16 protein-coding genes and 1 pseudogene are annotated in these 19,883 nt (G+C 59.9%); 11 read left to right on the plus strand and 6 right to left on the minus strand.

What is annotated here, in order from left to right; genetic code table 11:
• Positions 1 to 5: 5 nt before the first annotated feature.
• From ACNUDN_RS07515 to ACNUDN_RS07530, 4 genes are all read left to right on the plus strand, one after another.
• Positions 6 to 302, plus strand: a complete 297-nt coding sequence (locus ACNUDN_RS07515) for a hypothetical protein (RefSeq protein WP_419121368.1) — start codon at positions 6 to 8, stop codon at positions 300 to 302.
• A 113-nt stretch (positions 303 to 415) separates the two neighbouring features.
• Positions 416 to 1,903: a DDE-type integrase/transposase/recombinase gene (locus tag ACNUDN_RS07520; protein ID WP_041801157.1), complete on the plus strand. Its 1,488-nt coding sequence runs from the start codon at positions 416 to 418 to the stop codon at positions 1,901 to 1,903.
• Positions 1,900 to 2,715, plus strand: a complete 816-nt coding sequence (locus ACNUDN_RS07525; RefSeq protein ID WP_011896180.1) for an ExeA family protein — start codon at positions 1,900 to 1,902, stop codon at positions 2,713 to 2,715. Before ACNUDN_RS07520 ends, ACNUDN_RS07525 begins: the two co-directional genes overlap by 4 nt.
• Before the next feature lie 126 nt (positions 2,716 to 2,841).
• Positions 2,842 to 3,321, plus strand: a complete 480-nt coding sequence (locus tag ACNUDN_RS07530) for an SGNH hydrolase domain-containing protein (RefSeq protein ID WP_419121369.1) — start codon at positions 2,842 to 2,844, stop codon at positions 3,319 to 3,321.
• On the opposite strand, the gene ACNUDN_RS07535 is transcribed toward ACNUDN_RS07530, so the two are convergent.
• A protein-coding gene (locus tag ACNUDN_RS07535) for an IS3 family transposase (RefSeq protein ID WP_419120833.1) occupies positions 3,299 to 4,527 on the minus strand; the annotation gives its coding sequence in 2 pieces (ribosomal slippage) (positions 3,299 to 4,215 and positions 4,215 to 4,527; 1,230 coding nt in all). The genes ACNUDN_RS07530 and ACNUDN_RS07535 overlap by 23 nt on opposite strands.
• A gap of 406 nt (positions 4,528 to 4,933) precedes the next feature.
• Between ACNUDN_RS07535 and ACNUDN_RS07540 the strand changes: the two genes are divergently transcribed.
• From ACNUDN_RS07540 to ACNUDN_RS07560, 5 genes are all read left to right on the plus strand, one after another.
• The gene (locus ACNUDN_RS07540) at positions 4,934 to 6,226 is read left to right on the plus strand and encodes a glycosyltransferase family protein (RefSeq protein WP_419121370.1); all 1,293 of its coding nucleotides are present in this window, start codon (positions 4,934 to 4,936) and stop codon (positions 6,224 to 6,226) included.
• A gap of 168 nt (positions 6,227 to 6,394) precedes the next feature.
• The gene (locus ACNUDN_RS07545) at positions 6,395 to 7,648 is read left to right on the plus strand and encodes an O-antigen ligase family protein (protein ID WP_419121371.1); all 1,254 of its coding nucleotides are present in this window, start codon (positions 6,395 to 6,397) and stop codon (positions 7,646 to 7,648) included.
• A 293-nt stretch (positions 7,649 to 7,941) separates the two neighbouring features.
• Positions 7,942 to 9,170, plus strand: a protein-coding gene (locus ACNUDN_RS07550) for an IS3 family transposase (RefSeq protein WP_419120833.1) whose coding sequence is annotated in 2 segments (ribosomal slippage) — positions 7,942 to 8,254 and positions 8,254 to 9,170 — 1,230 coding nt in all. Because the reading frame shifts where the segments join, the coding sequence is not laid out codon by codon here.
• A 292-nt stretch (positions 9,171 to 9,462) separates the two neighbouring features.
• Positions 9,463 to 10,610, plus strand: a protein-coding gene (locus ACNUDN_RS07555) for an IS3 family transposase (RefSeq protein WP_085981177.1) whose coding sequence is annotated in 2 segments (ribosomal slippage) — positions 9,463 to 9,739 and positions 9,739 to 10,610 — 1,149 coding nt in all. Because the reading frame shifts where the segments join, the coding sequence is not laid out codon by codon here.
• Positions 10,611 to 10,932: 322 nt separating this feature from the next.
• The gene (locus ACNUDN_RS07560; RefSeq protein WP_419121373.1) at positions 10,933 to 11,853 is read left to right on the plus strand and encodes a hypothetical protein; all 921 of its coding nucleotides are present in this window, start codon (positions 10,933 to 10,935) and stop codon (positions 11,851 to 11,853) included.
• 144 nt (positions 11,854 to 11,997) lie between these two features.
• Here the strand turns inward: ACNUDN_RS07560 and murB are convergent, their stop codons facing one another.
• Positions 11,998 to 12,984 carry a UDP-N-acetylmuramate dehydrogenase gene (gene murB / locus ACNUDN_RS07565; protein WP_419121374.1) on the minus strand — a complete coding sequence of 329 codons (987 nt, stop codon included), beginning with the start codon at positions 12,982 to 12,984 and terminating at the stop codon, positions 11,998 to 12,000.
• Positions 12,981 to 14,303, minus strand: coding sequence for a UDP-N-acetylglucosamine 1-carboxyvinyltransferase (locus ACNUDN_RS07570; RefSeq protein ID WP_419121375.1), 1,323 nt, complete (start codon positions 14,301 to 14,303; stop codon positions 12,981 to 12,983). The genes murB and ACNUDN_RS07570 overlap by 4 nt, the downstream gene beginning before the upstream one ends.
• Positions 14,304 to 15,180: 877 nt before the next feature.
• On the opposite strand from ACNUDN_RS07570, the gene ACNUDN_RS07575 reads away from it, so the two are divergent.
• The gene (locus tag ACNUDN_RS07575; RefSeq protein ID WP_419121376.1) at positions 15,181 to 16,461 is read left to right on the plus strand and encodes a lipopolysaccharide biosynthesis protein; all 1,281 of its coding nucleotides are present in this window, start codon (positions 15,181 to 15,183) and stop codon (positions 16,459 to 16,461) included.
• Between the two features lie 108 nt (positions 16,462 to 16,569).
• Here the strand turns inward: ACNUDN_RS07575 and ACNUDN_RS07580 are convergent, their stop codons facing one another.
• Positions 16,570 to 17,643 carry a UDP-glucose dehydrogenase family protein gene (locus ACNUDN_RS07580; protein ID WP_419125053.1) on the minus strand — a complete coding sequence of 358 codons (1,074 nt, stop codon included), beginning with the start codon at positions 17,641 to 17,643 and terminating at the stop codon, positions 16,570 to 16,572.
• 11 nt (positions 17,644 to 17,654) lie between these two features.
• Between ACNUDN_RS07580 and ACNUDN_RS07585 the strand changes: the two genes are divergently transcribed.
• A protein-coding gene (locus ACNUDN_RS07585) for an IS3 family transposase (protein ID WP_419120833.1) occupies positions 17,655 to 18,883 on the plus strand; the annotation gives its coding sequence in 2 pieces (ribosomal slippage) (positions 17,655 to 17,967 and positions 17,967 to 18,883; 1,230 coding nt in all).
• Positions 18,884 to 18,906: 23 nt separating this feature from the next.
• On the opposite strand, the pseudogene ACNUDN_RS07590 reads toward ACNUDN_RS07585, so the two are convergent.
• Positions 18,907 to 19,239: pseudogene (locus ACNUDN_RS07590) on the minus strand (UDP-glucose 6-dehydrogenase); the annotation flags it as partial.
• Positions 19,240 to 19,441: 202 nt separating this feature from the next.
• Positions 19,442 to 19,858, minus strand: coding sequence for a glycosyltransferase (locus ACNUDN_RS07595; protein ID WP_419121377.1), 417 nt, complete (start codon positions 19,856 to 19,858; stop codon positions 19,442 to 19,444).
• Between the last annotated feature and the right edge of the window lie 25 nt (positions 19,859 to 19,883).

Genomic DNA, 19,883 nt, shown 5'->3' on the forward strand with positions numbered 1-19,883 from the left:
TGGGGGTGCCGGCGAGCACGGTGCGGGGATGGCTGCGCCGGGTGACCGGGCGTGTCGAGTCGATGCGGGCGTGGTTCCTCCAGGTCGCGGTGGGCACCGGGATCGACGTGGCAATCCCAGATGGGTCTGGCTGCGGCTGGAGTGACCTGGTGGCCGCGATCGCCACCGCCGCCGCGGCGATCGGTGCGCGGTTCGGCCCGGCTGGGGTGCTGGGCGTGATGACGCCACCGCTGGTGATGGTGGCGGTCAGCGGCGGCAGGTTGTTGGCGCCGTGCTGGCCGCCGGCTGCCCGGCGCATCTGAGCAACACCAGTTGCCCCTGACGTGGGGCTCACGTGATCGGTGATCCTCGCCAAGGCACCTGCCCGACAATCGGTTTCGGGCCGGGCCGTCAACAGTGTGAGGAGAACGTGGCGGTGTCGTTGGAGGACCACAAACGTCGGGAACGGGCCCAGGCGATCGGGCTGTTTCGGTATCAGCTGATCTGCCCCGCCCTCGAGCAAGGGCTGTCGACCAAGCAGCGCGGGAAACTGGTCCGCGAGATCGCTGATCGCCGGCATATCGATCCGTTCGGCGCCCAGGTGCAGGTGGCGCGGGCGACGCTGGACCGTTGGATCCGCCGCTACCGGACGGGCGGGTTCGAAGCGCTGGTGCCTGAGCCGCGGCGGCTGGGCACCCGCACCGACACCCAGGTGTTGGAGCTGGCGGTCTCACTGAAGCGGGAGAACCCGGCCCGCACCGTGGCTCAGGTGGCCCGGATCCTGCGGACCGCGACGGGGTGGGCGCCCTCGGAGTCGACGCTGCTGCGCCACTTCCACCGGTGTGAGTTGATGGGCCCGACCGCCGGTCAGCCAGGCGAGGTGTTCGGCCGATTCGAAGCCGCTGATCCCAACGAACTGTGGGTCGGCGATGCCCTGCACGGCCCGCGGGTCGGAGACCGCAAAACCTACTTGTTCGCCTTCCTCGACGACCACTCTCGGCTGGTGGTCGGGCACCGCTTCGGGTTCGCTGAAGACACTGTGCGCCTGGCCGCCGCCCTGAAGCCGGCGTTGGCGGCCCGCGGCGTTCCCGCCTCGATCTATGTCGACAACGGTTCAGCCTTTGTGGATGCGTGGCTGTTGCGGGCATGCGCGAAACTCGGGATCCGATTGGTGCATTCAGCACCCGGGCGCCCGCAGGGCCGCGGCAAGATCGAGCGGTTCTTCCGCACCGTGCGCGACCAGTTCCTCGTTGAAGTCACCGACACCAGCGCCGAGGACCTTACCGCCGCGGGGGTGGACCACCGTGGGGCTCTGTTGGAGCTCAACCGACTGTTCATGGCCTGGACCGAAACCGAGTATCACCGCCGCACCCACTCCGAAACTGGACAGTCCCCGCTGGATCGGTGGGAGGACGGCTGGGACCGCCTCGGCGGGTCGCCGGCATTGCCGACCGCGGCGGATCTGACCGAGGCGTTCTTGTGGTCGGAGTTTCGGGTGGTCACCAAGACCGCCACGGTCTCGCTGCATTCCAACACCTACCGAGTTGATCCCGCCTTGGCCGGGCGCAGGGTGGAGCTGGTGTTCAGTCCCTTCGATCTGGAGTCCATCGAGGTCCGCTACCGCGACCAGAGTTTCGGTGCCGCGGTCGCTCACACCATCACCCGCCACGCCCACCCGAAAGCCCGACCTGAAACCCGTGACGATCCGACACCGGCGACGGGGATTGACTACCTTGCGCTGACCGCCGCGGCCCATCATGAGCAGCTGCGCCATGACGAACGTATCGGCTACCACGCCCTCTACGGAGCGGACGGTCAGACCACGATCGGCACAGCTGAACAAGACGGTCAGATTCCCGGCCAGCTCTCCATCACCGACCTCGGCTCCGACAGCGCTGCCCATGAAGATGGGATGTCGGCATGAGTATTGAACGGCTGCAGTCACATTGGGGGTTCAGTCGGATGCCGTTCGGGCGCAACCTGGCTCCGTCGATGCTGCACCGCCACCCCGGCCACAGTGAAGCCATCGCCCGGATCAGCTGGTGTGTCAATCAGTGCGCCATCGGGGTCATCACCGGCGAAGTCGGCGCCGGCAAGACGGTGGCCATCCGCGCCGCCGCCACCGCCCTGGACCCGGCTCGCCACGTCATCATCTACCTGGCCAACCCCACCATCGGCGTTCGCGGCATGCTCACCCACATCGTGGCCGCCCTTGGGCACACCCCGGTCTTTCACACCGCCCGCCTCGCTCCTCAGGCCGCCGAGGCCCTGGCCGCTGAACACGCCGAACGGGGCCGCAACCCAGTGCTGGTGGTCGATGAAGCACACCTGCTCGACAACCATCAACTCGAAGCGATCCGACTTCTCACTAACCACGACATGGACTCCGGATCCCCGTTCGCGGTCGTGCTGGTCGGCCAACCGACCCTGCGGCATCGGCTGCGCCTGGGTGTCTTGGCCGCCCTGGATCAGCGCATCGCGGTGCGCTACGCCCTGCCTGGGATGAGCCCGGCCGACACCGCTGACTACATCAGCCACCACACCAAGATCGCCGGCCGCTCCGACACCCTGTTCGCCGACGACGCCGTCACACTGATTCACAACGCCTCGCGCGGGCACCCCCGCGCGGTCAACAACCTCGCCTTGCACGCGTTGACGGCCGCGTTCGCTGCCGGTCATTCCATCGTCGGGGAGAAAGCTGCCCGCATCGCGATCAGCGAAACAGCTTCAGACTGAACGAAACTCCCACCACCACGACCACAACTGCATCACCGCGGCGACGATTCCGTCACCGAGACCACCACGGCCCCGCTCACCACACCGAGCGGGGCCGTTCTCATCACAGCATCATCACCACCATCGGTGACGCCGACATGGTCACCGTCGACGACGCACAACAGCCCGTACGACGAATGTGTCGTATGGAATCAGAGGGTTACCGAGTATCTTACGGGCCAGGCTAGGCCTGCAGGGCTGGTGCTTTCGTACGGTTCGTATCCGGTCCGGACTCGCGACGTGGTTCCTGCGGCGGTAAACCAACTGAAACCCATTGCTGCCCAGGGCACCCCTATAGTCGTGCTCCGCGATACTCCAGTCCAGAACACCAGCCTTCCAGAGTGTGTCGCAGGACATAGAGATGACCTTCTCGCGTGCGCAACTCCCCGCGACCAAGCGCTTGGGGAGCGCGATCGCTCTCAACCTGAGGTAGTAGCCTCCGTCCCTGGAGCCAGCCTTATCGATCTAACTGACTGGATATGTCCGTCTGAGAGATGTGCCGCTGTTGGGCCTTGCCCCCGTGTAGTGGACACGGGATTTGTGGTTACGCGGCTTGTGGCAGCGTAGTGGATGTGTGGGTGTTTTCGTAGCTGGCCGGGCTGGAATAGGCGCAGCGGGAGTGCCTCCGTTTCAGGTTGTAGCGGACCAGCCAGCAGAACACTTCGCGGCGGCAGGTGGGCGCGTCGGGCCAGTTGCTGCGGTCCTGCAGGATCTCGCGTTTGAGGGAGGCGTTGAACGACTCAGCGAGTGCGTTGTCGGCACTTGACCCCACCCCGCCCATAGACTGGACGACGCCCAGATCTGCGCAGAGTTCGGCGAAATCGGTTGAGGTGTACTGACTTCCGTGATCGGAATGGAACACTGCACCGGCCAGCGAGCCGCGCAGCGCCTCGGCGGCTTTGAGTGCATCTTCGACCAGTTCGGTGCGCATATGCTCAGCGATCGCCCACCCGGCGACTCGGCCGGAGAAGCAGTCGATCACCGTCGCCAGATACAGATTCGACCCGGTCGCCAACGGTAGGTAGGTGATGTCTCCGACATACTTTTCATTCGGTGTCGCTGCGGTGAAATCCCGGCCGAGCAGGTCCGGAACCTTCTGGTTCGCCGGATCCGGCGTCGTGGTCTTCACCCGTCGTCGGCGGCGGTAGCCGGCAATCCCGGCGGTGCGCATCACCCGTGCCACCCGCTTGTGGTTGACCCGCTCCTGGTCGGGGACACCGTCGTTGAGCTCAGCGGTGATCCGCGGCGCACCATAGGTGCTATCCGCATCGTGCACAGTGCGGATACGCGCCTCGAGTGCCTCGTCCGCGGCCTGACGCGCAGCACGGCCGCCAGCGCCGGCCAACCAGGCATAAAACGAGGAACGCGCGACCTCGACGACCGCGCACAGCCACTTCACCGGATAGGCGTCGAGGTGGTCGGCGACGAACTGAAAGCGGCTCACCAGTTCGTCTCCCCGGCGAAATATTTGGCCGCCGACCGCAGAATGTCACGCTCGGTCGACAACCGAGTCTGTGTGGCACGCAGCTGCTGCACCTCGGCTCGGAGCCGGGCCAGCTCCTGATCAGGGGTTTCCGCACCCGGCGCCGGCTGTCCTGCCGGAGTCAGGTTGCGGTGCCGGATCGGCACCCCGGCCGCTTTGCACCACGCCGATAACGTCACCCCACTGATACCGAGCTCGGCGGCAATCTCGGTGACCGTCGCGCCCTCGGTATCCCGGTACAGCGCTACCGCGTCTCGTTTGAACTCTTCGGGATAATTTTTCCTTGCCATCGGTGTCGATCATCTCGCTTCCCCCGCCAATCTTGCGGGATTCAGCGTGTCCAACACCTGGGGTCAGGGCCCACTCAACCTTCTGTTCACCTAGGAAGGCCCCCTTGGGTGCGCTCGCGCGATTACCGGACCCCTTCACGTATTCGATCCGTACCGCCCATACTAGTTGCACACCAGACTCGTTGACTCGACGAGAGTCCCATACGGCCAGCCACTGGGCGAGCACCAACGCCCGCCATTTACACCCCAACAGCATTGTCAGCTACCGTCAATCTGCGCCCATGGTCGGCGATGAGTCGGATGTAACACAGGCGGCACGGACACGCAATTTGCTCCGCACGCGTCGACGGTGGATCAGTCCGCCGTTAGAATTTGAACCGATGCTTCACACAGCCAGGGGGAGATAATGAAGACGGCCCCGCCACAGCGAGTTCTGCTGGTCATCTCTTGTTACTCGGGCGTCAGTACAGGTCAGGGCGGGCACTACTACACGGTTCGCGATCTGGCTCTCGCCTTTAAAACAGCGTGGCCACCTACATCCGTTGAGATCTTGATTATCGGCGATATCTATCCGTTGCCTTTCAAAGATGACCGACTATCGGTCACCCACGTTGATTTCACGAAAAAGTCATTGCGATCGTTTATAGCGGAGACGCTCAGCTTTGGTGACTCTTTCTCGCCAACACATGTTCATTCGTTCGACAACAAATCCCATTTTTTTGGCCGATGGATTGGCCATCGCAACCAGGCCAAAGTCTATCTAACTCGGCCCGGAGGACCGAACTCGAAAGCCTTCTTCCCCTACGCGTCCGACATAATCTGCTTCAGCGAAGAGAACATGCGCCATCTACAGCGTCGTCGGAATCTTCGCAAGTCTCGGTTTCATTTCCTACCCCAACGGGTCGCGGTGCCTCCTCAGGACAAAAAGAGAATCGCGGCACTTCGAGAACTAGTCGGCGACAGAACAATCATTCTCAGGGTATGCCGTATAAGTAATTACTATATAAAGTCCATCAACCAAACATTGATGCTCACGCGTTCACTGAGAGAGCAGGGAGTCGATGCGTCAGCATTGATAATCGGTGTCGTACAGGATGGAGTGGCACTCGATGAGGTGTGCACTGCAAAAGCCGCGACCGACTATGTGATCACGGATCCATATTTCACTGTTAATGCCTCGCAACTCATTTCCCTCGCGGATGCCGTCGTCGGAACGGGAAGAAGCTTAGTAGAGGCTGCACTGTTGCGAAAAGTTCTACTCACACCACTCGCGGACTCCAATCTTCCAGTGTTAGTGACCAACGCAAACTGGCGAAAGCTTGCCGAGACAAACTTTTCAGAACGCAATGAGTTAGACGATGATGCCCCATCTCTGCGAAGCGTAGTTGACGCAATTAGGTCAGCAGACGACGGAGGCGCAATTGCCGTCGCATCCGAGATGAGCCTGGAATCGGCGATTCCGCGCTACCTTTCAATGTATCAAGCTCCGCAGGAGCCTCGACCGCGCCCGCTTGACTTCGCGCTGAACTCGGGCGCGATGCTCGTTCGATATTGCAAAACGAAAGCGTTGGCCGCGCGTCCGCAGATTGACTTAGCCGGTCGCGTCGGTACGAGCGGCTTTAGTTCTTCCCGGGGGATGCCGTTGTCTAATAATGACGGTGTTCACGAAGCGAGCCCCACGCGCATTACCGAGCCGTAGTATCGCAGGGAAATGCCCCGGGCGCATGATGTCGCCTGAAGCGAACCGTTCCGTCCGTCGCCATCTCAGGAAAAGGTATGCGCCCCTCAGTTCAATCTTCGAATTACCAGCTCGTCGGCTCCGAAGCAGTTGGGTGCCACCTCTACGGGCGTCGGGATCTTGCCTAACATGACAGCAGCACCGGCACGGGGCGGATTCACTCGGCCCCCCATTACCACCACCGCAGTCCGCCATGATGCGAGGGGCGCGTGTCGAGTGGTTATATGCCTGGCGCTGCTGCTGGAGATGCAAACACCGCGACTAGACGGCACCTACCGTTTGAACATCGCCGCCTTCGCTTTCCTTGCAACATTGCTGCTGATAATCCGTACCCGGCAGGCAGCACAGAATCTCTACATTGCATTCTCAGGCGCAATGGCTGTCCTCACTATCTACTGCATCTGGTGTCTCGGAACATTCATGTGGTCGCAGAATGCTGCAGATACAATTATCGACTCCACCATCCTGATCATTACGGTCGGAATCGCGGTTTCGTATGCCCACGTTTCTGCTATGGATTTTGCGCAAGAGTTTGTGAGGGTAGCCGTCGCGTTGGCGGTAGCATCCTGGGCATTACTTCTTATCGCTCCGCACATAGCGGTCCTACCGGACATCACATGGCGCCTGAACGGTCCAATGCAACATTCGCAACGTCTCGCGCTGGTGATGGGCGCCGCATTGGTCGTACTAACGATTCTCAGATTTCGCTATCGATCCGATTTTACCAGGCCTGTATGGACTGCGTCGATTTATCTACTACTGACTGCCACCTTATTGGCGACGCAGGCTCGTGCATTTATTGCATTCACCTTCATTGTTCTCTGGTTTCTCATCTTTGGGCGAGCGAGCAGCCGTCAGCGGATCCTACTCGCAATCGCCATGCTCATAGCCGTTGTGACGGCGTGGCAGAACTCAGATCAACTCCTGTCCGCCATCGAACGTGACGGCTCCAATACGCTTACCCTGACCGGGCGCACAGTTATCTGGGAAAACTCCCTAGGCCTGATCCGCGAAAACCCCATCCTCGGATACGGCTTCTCCAGTTTTTACAGCGATCTGACTCGTTACTTCTTCTCTTCTGGCTACATCCCGCCGCACGCGCATAATTCATGGATCAATGCGACCTTCGAAACAGGTATTATCGGAGCTACGCTGTTGACTCTATTTATGTTATCCCTGCTATGGCACGGGTCATTGACGCGCCCCTCCCTCGCATCAGGGCTGATATTTTTCGCAATGCTGTGCGGCCTCACGGGTCTCGTTTTTGGTGGAAAAGTATCGACGCTTTGGGTCATCATCGCAATCCTGGCCGCACAAGAGACGCTCAGCCGCCGTTCAAGTCACAATCAAGCCAGTACGTTATCGCCGCGTTCTGTAACTTAATTTCGGCCTAGCTTCTGTACGGACCTCAGACGCCGCAGCCTTTAGATCCATGCGGTCACAGAACACTGCACTGATTTTGTCTGAAAAGGTACTTGAAGATTCTAGATCTAATTCTTCGGCAAGAACCTCTCCAACTGAGATTCGAGTTTTGTGGCCAAACTCCGAGAATACGTCGCAGTCATATGCTGCTCGTCGCGATAGACGATGACTCCACCTATAATGGGCCCTGACCCCAGGTGTTGGACACGCTGAATCCCGCAAGATTGGCGGGGGAAGCGAGATGATCGACACCGATGGCAAGGAAAAATTATCCCGAAGAGTTCAAACGAGACGCGGTAGCGCTGTACCGGGATACCGAGGGCGCGACGGTCACCGAGATTGCCGCCGAGCTCGGTATCAGTGGGGTGACGTTATCGGCGTGGTGCAAAGCGGCCGGGGTGCCGATCCGGCACCGCAACCTGACTCCGGCAGGACAGCCGGCGCCGGGTGCGGAAACCCCTGATCAGGAGCTGGCCCGGCTCCGAGCCGAGGTGCAGCAGCTGCGTGCCACACAGACTCGGTTGTCGACCGAGCGTGACATTCTGCGGTCGGCGGCCAAATATTTCGCCGGGGAGACGAACTGGTGAGCCGCTTTCAGTTCGTCGCCGACCACCTCGACGCCTATCCGGTGAAGTGGCTGTGCGCGGTCGTCGAGGTCGCGCGTTCCTCGTTTTATGCCTGGTTGGCCGGCGCTGGCGGCCGTGCTGCGCGTCAGGCCGCGGACGAGGCACTCGAGGCGCGTATCCGCACTGTGCACGATGCGGATAGCACCTATGGTGCGCCGCGGATCACCGCTGAGCTCAACGACGGTGTCCCCGACCAGGAGCGGGTCAACCACAAGCGGGTGGCACGGGTGATGCGCACCGCCGGGATTGCCGGCTACCGCCGCCGACGACGGGTGAAGACCACGACGCCGGATCCGGCGAACCAGAAGGTTCCGGACCTGCTCGGCCGGGATTTCACCGCAGCGACACCGAATGAAAAGTATGTCGGAGACATCACCTACCTACCGTTGGCGACCGGGTCGAATCTGTATCTGGCGACGGTGATCGACTGCTTCTCCGGCCGAGTCGCCGGGTGGGCGATCGCTGAGCATATGCGCACCGAACTGGTCGAAGATGCACTCAAAGCCGCCGAGGCGCTGCGCGGCTCGCTGGCCGGTGCAGTGTTCCATTCCGATCACGGAAGTCAGTACACCTCAACCGATTTCGCCGAACTCTGCGCAGATCTGGGCGTCGTCCAGTCTATGGGCGGGGTGGGGTCAAGTGCCGACAACGCACTCGCTGAGTCGTTCAACGCCTCCCTCAAACGCGAGATCCTGCAGGACCGCAGCAACTGGCCCGACGCGCCCACCTGCCGCCGCGAAGTGTTCTGCTGGCTGGTCCGCTACAACCTGAAACGGAGGCACTCCCGCTGCGCCTATTCCAGCCCGGCCAGCTACGAAAACACCCACACATCCACTACGCTGCCACAAGCCGCGTAACCACAAATCCCGTGTCCACTACACGGGGGCAAGGCCCAATCGTCGACGCCTCATCCACTGCGCGGGCCTATGCACAGTGGCTCTTGGGGTAGAGACGGTGGCGGCCGGTATGTCAACAGCGGATCCTGTTGGTTCGAATCATCATTCGCCCGGATTGGTCTTGCTCTCGGACTACTGCTCCGAGGATGGAATAACGGACGACGGACCGAGCTGGCATGTCCCCGGTGAACGGGGCCATCTTGTTTTAGAGTCCTGTTGCCCGTGACCTGGGCCGGATAGGACGATAGAGAATATGGCTGGACGGAAGCGGAACTCCGCGGAAGACATCGTGCGCAAGCTGCGACGCGCAGACGAGCTGGCTGCGGCGGGCAAGACCCAGGAGGAGATCGCCGGCGAGCTCGAGGTGTCGGCGGCGACGTTGTACAACTGGCGCCGCCAGTACGGCGGGATGGACACCGACGCGGCGAAGGAACTCAAGGAGCTCCGCGAGCAGAACGGCCGGCTCAAACGCCTGCTCGCCGATGCCGAGCTGGAGAAGGACGCATTGCGGGAGGTGGCGCGGGGAAAATTTTAGACCCGGCTGCTAAGCGCCGCGCCGTGGACATGCTCGTCACAACGATGAAGCTGTCGAAACGGTTGGCGTGCAGAGCGGTTGGGCTGCCCCGCTCCACCTATGCCCGCACCCCGGTCGCACAGACGCCCGCCGATCCCGATGCGGATCTGAGGGCCACGCTGCGCATCTACGCACGCGAACACCCGCTGCACGGGTTCCGGCGCGCGTGGGCGCACCTCAAGCACGACCAGGGCGTACTGGTGAACAAGAAGAAGGTGCACCGGCTGTGGAAAGAAGAGGGTCTGCAGGTCCGGATCTACCACCCTCGCAAACGCGCCGGCGTCTCCACGATGCCGCAGATCGAAGCAGATGCGCCGAAGGTGGTCTGGGCGATTGATTTTCAGTTCGACTCCACCGTCGACGATAAGGCCATCAAAATCTGCTCGATGATCGACGAGCACACCCGGCTGTCGTTGTTGAACATCGTGGAGCGCTCGATCACCGCCGAGCGGTTGACGGTGGAGTTGGACAAGGCATTCGCTTTGTGGGGCGGGCCGCCGCTGGTGCTCCGGATGGACAACGGACCGGAGTTCATTTCACATGTGCTGCAACAGTTCTGCGGCGACCGCATCGGAATCTCCTACATCCCACCGGGCACGCCGTGGAACAACGGACACATCGAATCTTTCAACAACCGGCTACGGAAGGAGTGCCTGAACCGCAACCACTGGACGAGTCTCCTCGAGGCGCGGGTGGTAATCGAGGACTTCAAAGACGACCACAACAACCGACACCGGCACTCATCTCTGGGCTACCTCACCCCGGCCGAGTACTCTGCCCGATGCAGCCACACCCACCACCCCGTGGAAGGCTGCCAGATCGACTGACATCAATCACATACGGCTCTAGAACAAAGTGGTCCGACTATCGGGGACCTGCCAGAGCATTCAACGCGCAGCGGATGCCCTCGTCGCCCGGGGCGGTGGTGAGTTGCGATTCAGTCCTGGTAAGACCTACTACTGGGACACCGATGTAGTCATCGAGGCGCCTGGAGTCTCAATCAAGGTCGTCATGACTGGGTCGAATGTCGAGGTTGGGCCGTCTGCGGTATGCGTCCTGACTCTAACCGGCGCCCGCGAGCAGTTGGGTTTCAACGAGGTTTTCGACCCATCTGAAGTAGGAGACTCCGCTGTATCGACTCCGGTGGACATGACGGACGCACTCCGCATTGGTGATTGGCTGATGCTGTGGTCTTCTGATGTCGATAACGAAGAGCGTCCTGGCGAATACCTGTCTGGCGAGGGGGCTATCGTTGCAGGCATCGCGTCCAAGCGAATTGAACTAGATCGGCCACTGCGCTTTGCGCACACGGGAGCAGCGGAGCGTCGAATTTTCCGCTTCGGCATGGTGATTGAGCCGAGTGTTGAGGGCGGGCGTTTCAAGCTCCATAACAAGGGAAATCGTCAAGTGGCCGTTACCCTTCGGTACGGAGTCGGTCCTTCCGTCTCCGACATCCACGTTTCCGGGAAGTCCGGTAGGTATGGCATCCACATCGACCAGTGCGTGGACTCGACGGTCAGCCGAGCTTCGGCCGAGGACATATACGATGCCGCGAACGGCCAAGCGCCGAACGGCGTCGGGCTGTATCTGAATGGTGTTGTTGGCGCCACAGTGAACGGAGTCCTTGGAGTACGATGTCGACATGCTGTTGACATCAACAGTTTTTCCTCGCGCACGCATCCAGGCCTGGTCTCCCGCGACGTCGTGGTGAATGGCGTTAGAGCGATCGGAACATACGGACCTGGGTGGACAACTCATCATGTTCGAAGGGTTGTGTTTAACGAACCCGCGAGCATCGACTGCGGTGGAGGCGGGCAGCTCAGGGGGTACGATTCCACAGTCATTCGTCCCTGGGTTGAGGGTGGCAACGACACAAAGCCTCCCGAGTGGAACGCGCGCCGCTACGTGCCGTCGGGCATCGCGTTTGGCGAGACCAATTCGCTCCCTCCCGGTGAAGGTTTCGCGGCCGAGAAGGTCTACGTCCGTAGCCCGCGCTTCAAGCGATTGCCGAAGGGATGGCGGGAAGTCAGCTTCTCAGATAACGCGGGCGACGTCGTGATTGACTCGTAGAGCGTGCATAGTTACGGCCAAGTCCTCCAGGCCTGAGCAAGCTAGCAAGTGTCTAGCCGACTCGGACCGGTTGCGCGACAGCGGGCGAGGGCGTCTGGGTTTTCGATGCGGCCTACGATTGCTCATCTGTCTTGACGCGATTCTTCACAGCTCACTCGCCTTCTCGTGAGCCGGTCGGACTACCCCGTCAGGAGCTATATGTCTGACCTCGCAATCCATTAGGTATCCGGTCCGCGTAAAGACCGTGTCCCGGATGTGGGCGATGAGACGGAGGATATCATCCGACGTGGCGTGGCCAAGGTTCAAGAGAAAGTTGGCATGCTTCGTCGACACCTGCGCACCACCAATCCGGTACCCTTTCAAACCAGCCTCCTCGATCGCGCGACCCGGAGGCCCGATGGTCGAATACATTTCGGGGTTGGACAGAAACGTCGATCCGCAGTTCGGATAATCCGACGGGAATTTCGAAGCCCGTTCGGCGAGAATGTTGTTCATAGTGTCCGCGATGACCGCAGGATCACCGCGCGAGAGCTCAAGGATAACATCGGTCACTATGACCTTCGCTGCCTGCAACGAAGACTTACGATAGGAGAAGCCGCACTCAACCGCGTCAAGCTGGCGGACACCTCCGTTCAGATCTGCGCAAGTCACTTGTAGAACATTGTCACCGATACCACGTCGCTGACTTCCTCCATTCATCAGGACCAGTCCGCCGAGTGTCCCCGGAATTCCTACCGTGTGTTCAATGCCGGAAAGACCAGCTCGGCCAGCGGCGTGTGCGAGTGCCGGCACTGAAGCCCCGGCTTGGGCGTGTATGCACGTGCCGTTGATTGCCACTTCCGCCATGGCTGGACCGATCCGGATCACGATGCCGTCGAATCCACGGCTGTCGAACAGGATGTTAGTGGTCTCGCCAATAACCACTACTGGAACAGTCAACCTTGACAAAGCAGCCATCACACTGGAGGCCTCTGACGAGTTCCTGGGCTCGACTAAGGCACTTGCATACCCGCCAATGCGCCACCGCGTGATCCGGGAAAGCAGGACGTTGTAGGTGACAGCACCAGGGGCACAGCGTTCGAGTTCCCGCACGGTCGATGACTCGATCGGCATTGCGTGGGCCGGAGTCATGCGTTCACAGGTTCGTTCGCGTCTTCGAATACCGTGATTCGTGAACCGAGTTGTTGCAGCTTGCTTTGCAGATTGTTGTACCCGCGGAGCGCCATCTGTACATCTTGTATAACGGATCGTCCTTTCGCGCAGAGTGCCGCTATGACTACCGCCATTGATCCGCGCAGATCGGTCGAATTCGCTACACCGGGCATGAATAGGGCGGGGCCCTGAACGGTTATGGCGCCAATCTTCGCCGTAAGATGCTCGCCCCGAACAAGTTTCGCGAGCTCAGAGACGAAAGCAATCCGTTCGGGGTATCGATAGTCGTAGATTCGAGATTTGCCAGCGCCAGCGAGCGCCAGGAGCACGTAGAAGGCCTGCATGTCCGAGATCACGCCGGGGTAAGAACCGCATGCCAATTCGAATGGCTGGACTTCACCAGACACTAGGCACTCAGGGGTCACGTGGATGGATGTGCCGTTCCGGAATAGGTCTACTCCGGCCTTCTCGATGTGGATTAGCGGTACTTCCATCGCTTCGAACGGTACTCCTTCGACGGTGAGCTCCCCACCGCTGAGAATGGCAAAAACGATCCACGTCAGCGCTTCGATGCGGTCGGTCATGACGGGCATGCGAGCGCCGGCGAGAGTTCCACCTCGGCCGTTGACTCGGACGTGGCTGGTGCCAGACACAGTGATATCGGCACCCATTCGCCGTAGCAATCCGATGAGATCGTTTACCTCAGGTGTGATGTACGCGTTCGAAATCTCTGTTTGTCCACTAGCAACTGAAGCCGTCAGCAAGGCATTCTCGGTGCCGCCAACAGTAGATATAGGAAAGTCAATCTTGCCGCCGCCCAATCCTTTCGGAGCAGTGATCTCGATATGATCGGCGCGCTCAGCCACGGTACACCCGAGCTGCTCCCAAACCATTAAGTGGAGGTCATAACCACGGCCTCCACCGTTGCCAGGGCCGATCGGGCAGCCTCCCGGGTAGGGGATGCGCGCGATGCCCGACCGGATGAGTTGTCCAGCGGCGAGGAGGTAAGTCGTTCGGATAGGTACGTCGAACTGATCGCGGGAAAGTAAGCGCGACTCGAGTGACGCCGAGTCGATAGTTATGGTTTCGGCCACATCGTCCATAGTGACTTCGGCGCCGATATCACGGCAGAACTTCACCTTATGTCCAACATCGACGAGGCGTGTTGGGAAATTGCTCAACTCTACAGAATCGTCTGTGAGCAGTGCAGCGGCGAGCAATCGGGTTGCCGAATTCTTCGCCCCGCTGACGCGCACTCGGCCCACAGGCGGTACTCCACCGTCGATAACTGCGTACATCAAGGCTCCATTCGTGCAGAAATGCTATCGCCCTTAACCGGCGCTTGAGGATGCGGCGTTCTTGTCGCCTTGCTCGGCTTCGAAGAGCCTCACCATCAACGGGTTTGGACTGCCAGGAAGTGCGGATTGGCGTGTAGGCCTGGGAGGTCGTGCAGGAACACTGTATGAGACCGTTACACGGGCGACTTTCGCGCGCGCCTTCACAAGTTTGCTGGTCGCTAACCGCCGCACGGAATCCCAACGAAGCCTCTTCAACCCAGCACCCCCCTTCGGTTTGCCATTACTTGGCCTGCCCGCGGATCACTCGAGCCAATTCCAGTTTCGCTCAAGAAGTCTCGGGTCTATGTCCCAGCAGATACTAGCCCGCTCATCAAACCGGCGCAGCTCCGACATCGGTGGACCGAAGGGTTCTGCGGCACTGTATTTCTTCTTGCCAAGTCGAGTGTCGCCCCCAGGTTCGCATGTTCAACTGCTCAGGCACTGTCGGCGTTGGATTTTCTGTTCGACCGACGTATTCGGCGCGCTGCGATGAACTACGCTCTAGGAGCTCCGCGCAGATCAGATCACGACACGCCTTAGATCGGTATGCGTGCGTGCCACGCTGTCCCGTAGACCGCTAAGGTTCCCCTCGTACATCACTGCGGGGAGTATGAGTTCGGAACTACTGCGGGGAGGCTGACATCGGAAGGCATCTTCACCATTCTCGTTTAATCGCGAGAGGGAATTCAGTGCCTGCAATCCAGGCTGGAGCTGGCACCTGTCGTAGCGAGAGATGGTCCCCGTCCTGCGCCCATGAGCGCGCCTGAAAAATCACTGACACTAGGGGAATTGCCGATGAGTAGCCGTGAATAAAGGCGGTGGGCGTAGCAACCTCGTAATGCAGGCTTTCACGGTCCTGTTTGGCCGGAGCATATTTCGGCTGGCCCAGTTTGTCGCTTTTCTTATCTTCGCGCGTATTCTTTCTCCGGAGGAGTTCGGGTGGTTCGGAATCATTACGACGGCGATGCTCCTCGCAGCGACACTCGGCAGCCTAGGGCTTCGGCAATCAATCGCCTATGAAATAGGTCAGCGGCGATTATCTCCGAGCGAAGCGCTAGGGACAGCACTCCTAGTGTGGCCAGTGCTGACGTTGCTGTCGGCGAGTGTCGTATTCTTCATCTATGGCCGCGATCTACCGAATCATACGACGGCTCAAGCCTTAGGCATCATCTTCGTTGGCGTAGGTGGCGCGATACTCCTCATGATGCTCCAGGGGAAGTTCTTAGGGTCTGGCGCTATTTCAGCCTTCAGCTTGAGCGAATCGATGCCTCGTGTGGCTTTGATGCTCTCCTCGATTGGACTGTTGCTTCTCGGCGCAGTGACGCTTCAAAACGCTTTATGGGCGCATGTGCTCGGCTACGCGGTGACGCTTCCTGTCGCATTCTGGCTTGCATCTCGGGGAATTGGTAGGATGGCACTGCAAGTCCGCAAATTGGTCGGAATGCTGCGGTATGGTGTGATATTCGCCGTGAATCTTTTATTGATCACATTGTGCACACGGGTATCGATGTTCATCATTGAACATTTATCAGGTGCAGCCGCTGCCGGTGAATTCTTCGCCGCAGTTCGCGTGCATGAGATCTTTCTTGAAATCGCCACAGCCCTCGGCATGGTACTTTTCTCGAACGCTGCGCGGAGAGAAGAGGGAACCTCTGTTATTGGGCGTAGCGCGCGTATCGCTTGCTGGATGTTCTGGGCCTTTATGGGGCTTGCCGGATTTATTGCATTAGCTGCGCCGCTGGTCCTAACATCGCTAATCGGAGTGAAATATGCGGCAGCGGGCCCTATTCTTCAGATCCTCGCCTTGAGCCTTGCCCCAGCGGCAGCTTGCAAGATCATTTATCCGACTTTAGCGGGAAGCGGTCGCCCAGCATTCGGCACGCCTATAATAATTGCTTGCCTATTGGCAAATGTCGGACTGACTGTTGTGCTGGTGCCTGATTTTGGCGCGATAGGTGGAGCAGTGGCTCTGGTCGTTGGGCAGTATATATTGTTCGCGGGCTATATTCTGATCTGTCGGTACCGGATGGATGTGCCTGTTGCGTATTTTTTAATACCACGGCTCGCCGATGCGCGAAGGATTGCGCGTTCATCGGTACGACGCTTCAGAAGGAGGTAGATTTTCGCAACCAGCGAATCACTGGCATGCCTCAGATTCGGACGATCCGACACGACTCCAGCTAGCGGGTATCTTCGGGAATTCCTGTGTCAGATAAACCTACGTTGGCTAGGGACGGCCTATTCCACGATACTGCCAACCGGCAGCTCGCCATGTCTGTGGGTTTAAGCAATTGCGGCCGTCAATGAGAACACGCTGGCGAACCGATTTCGCAAGGGATTGGGGGTCTAATGCCACAAACTGCTTCCATTCAGTCAGGATCATGACTACATCAGCCCCGCTGCACGCAGTTTCAACATCTTGTGCGTACTGCAATGTCGGAAAGAGGTGGCGTGCGTTCTGCATCGCCTCAGGATCGTAGACGCTAACCGCTGCGCCTTGAAGCTGGATTTGACCGGCAATGTTCAGTGCCGGCGAATCACGCACATCGTCCGAATCTGGTTTAAAAGCCGCCCCTAGCACCGCGACTCGCGCGCCGATGAACGATCCTCCGGCAGCCTCACGCGCAAGCTCAACCATCTTGTTGCGGCGTCGCATATTTATGCTGTCGACTTCCCTAAGCAGCGCGAACGCTTGTCCGGCACCAAGCTCACCGGCCATCGCAATGAACGCACGAATATCCTTCGGTAGACAGCCACCGCCGAAGCCAATTCCAGCATTGAGGAATTTTCGGCCGATCCGCGCATCGTATCCGATAGCGTCCGCCAATACAGAAACGTCGGCTCCAGTCGCCTCACACACCTCGGCTATTGCATTTATGAACGATATCTTGGTTGCGAGAAAGGCGTTTGCTGAGGTTTTTACAAGCTCTGCCGTCGCCAAATCTGTGACAAGAAATGGAATTCCTTCCCCGATGAGCGACGCATAGACATCACGCGCGGTCGACTCTGCCACACCTGTGCTCGATCCAGAGACACCCAACACGATTCGATCAGGATGCAAAGTGTCCTTTACTGCGAACCCTTCACGTAAGAACTCAGGATTCCACGCAAGATCGATTTCTTCGGCCGCGGGCGATAGGTCGCGAACTCGGGATTGTAGCCGCGCGGCTGTCCCAGCAGGAACGGTCGATTTGCCAAGAATTACTGAGGGCTTACGCAGTAGTGGAGCGAGGGACTCGAGGGCCCTGACCCCAGGTGTTGGACACGCTGAATCCCGCAAGATTGGCGGGGGAAGCGAGATGATCGACACCGATGGCAAGGAAAAATTATCCCGAAGAGTTCAAACGAGACGCGGTAGCGCTGTACCGGGATACCGAGGGCGCGACGGTCACCGAGATTGCCGCCGAGCTCGGTATCAGTGGGGTGACGTTATCGGCGTGGTGCAAAGCGGCCGGGGTGCCGATCCGGCACCGCAACCTGACTCCGGCAGGACAGCCGGCGCCGGGTGCGGAAACCCCTGATCAGGAGCTGGCCCGGCTCCGAGCCGAGGTGCAGCAGCTGCGTGCCACACAGACTCGGTTGTCGACCGAGCGTGACATTCTGCGGTCGGCGGCCAAATATTTCGCCGGGGAGACGAACTGGTGAGCCGCTTTCAGTTCGTCGCCGACCACCTCGACGCCTATCCGGTGAAGTGGCTGTGCGCGGTCGTCGAGGTCGCGCGTTCCTCGTTTTATGCCTGGTTGGCCGGCGCTGGCGGCCGTGCTGCGCGTCAGGCCGCGGACGAGGCACTCGAGGCGCGTATCCGCACTGTGCACGATGCGGATAGCACCTATGGTGCGCCGCGGATCACCGCTGAGCTCAACGACGGTGTCCCCGACCAGGAGCGGGTCAACCACAAGCGGGTGGCACGGGTGATGCGCACCGCCGGGATTGCCGGCTACCGCCGCCGACGACGGGTGAAGACCACGACGCCGGATCCGGCGAACCAGAAGGTTCCGGACCTGCTCGGCCGGGATTTCACCGCAGCGACACCGAATGAAAAGTATGTCGGAGACATCACCTACCTACCGTTGGCGACCGGGTCGAATCTGTATCTGGCGACGGTGATCGACTGCTTCTCCGGCCGAGTCGCCGGGTGGGCGATCGCTGAGCATATGCGCACCGAACTGGTCGAAGATGCACTCAAAGCCGCCGAGGCGCTGCGCGGCTCGCTGGCCGGTGCAGTGTTCCATTCCGATCACGGAAGTCAGTACACCTCAACCGATTTCGCCGAACTCTGCGCAGATCTGGGCGTCGTCCAGTCTATGGGCGGGGTGGGGTCAAGTGCCGACAACGCACTCGCTGAGTCGTTCAACGCCTCCCTCAAACGCGAGATCCTGCAGGACCGCAGCAACTGGCCCGACGCGCCCACCTGCCGCCGCGAAGTGTTCTGCTGGCTGGTCCGCTACAACCTGAAACGGAGGCACTCCCGCTGCGCCTATTCCAGCCCGGCCAGCTACGAAAACACCCACACATCCACTACGCTGCCACAAGCCGCGTAACCACAAATCCCGTGTCCACTACACGGGGGCAAGGCCCCGACTACGGAGTCGACGTGTCGCATGTCTGCCGCGAGTTCGCCGTGCTTCTGCGGTGTTCCGACCGCTATAAAATGCGCATCCGCGAATTCTGCAGCCTCGTCATAAGAAGTTGTGAACCGCAGCCTGCCCGCATCAAGATTTCGTCGAAGGACTTCCGGCAGGCCGGGTTCGAAGAATGGGAGTTCGCCAGCAGCCAGTTTCGACAACTTTCCCTCGTCGATATCCACCCCGAGGACATCGTGCCCAAGCTCTGCCATACAGGCCGCGTGAGTTGCACCTAAGTATCCGGTTCCGAATACAGCAATATTCCGGCTCATAATTTTCTCCTCCGTACTGTCGGCCAGCGGAATTCCGGGAAGGCGCGACTCAAACCAGCTGAGTCGTCTCTTAAACAAGTGTTCATGTGGCTTTCCAGCGTTACGGCTTCGGTTCCGTGCGGCACGCAGACTGTGGGTCGCATGACGCCGCAGGCAAAGGAATCCGAAAATCTAACGGGACTACGAATGATTACATTTGTCGTCAACAGGCTCCCTGTTTCGCAATGGTGTGAGCCGCCGCTCGCATAATCGTGTCTCGTGACAAGTCTTCGGCGTCTGTCACTGCGGCGATGCCAAGGTCCCGGAGAATTCCTGCTGCCTGCAATTGGTGATCGTCGACGTGCTCGCCCCGTCTTGCCAGTCGCGGCACAACAACCGGGAATACACCCATATCGAGGATCTCCATCAGGGTGCCTACGCCCGAGTGGGTGATGACCACATCTGCCTGACTGACTTGTGATTCAAATTCATTGCGAGTCAGCTGGTCAACTGCCGATCCCGGCAAGTCGTCACGAGTGGTCACTCCCAACTGCCACACGGGAGCAATGATCGAAACCTGTGGATGAGCCTCGGTGGGGCGGCGTGAAAGTGGGCGCACCTTCCCGAGGATGATCTTCACGGAATCAGGTATTCGATCAAGACCG

The sequence above is a fragment of the Mycobacterium sp. smrl_JER01 genome (assembly GCF_048513595.2).
Classification (GTDB): Bacteria; Actinomycetota; Actinomycetes; order Mycobacteriales; family Mycobacteriaceae; genus Mycobacterium.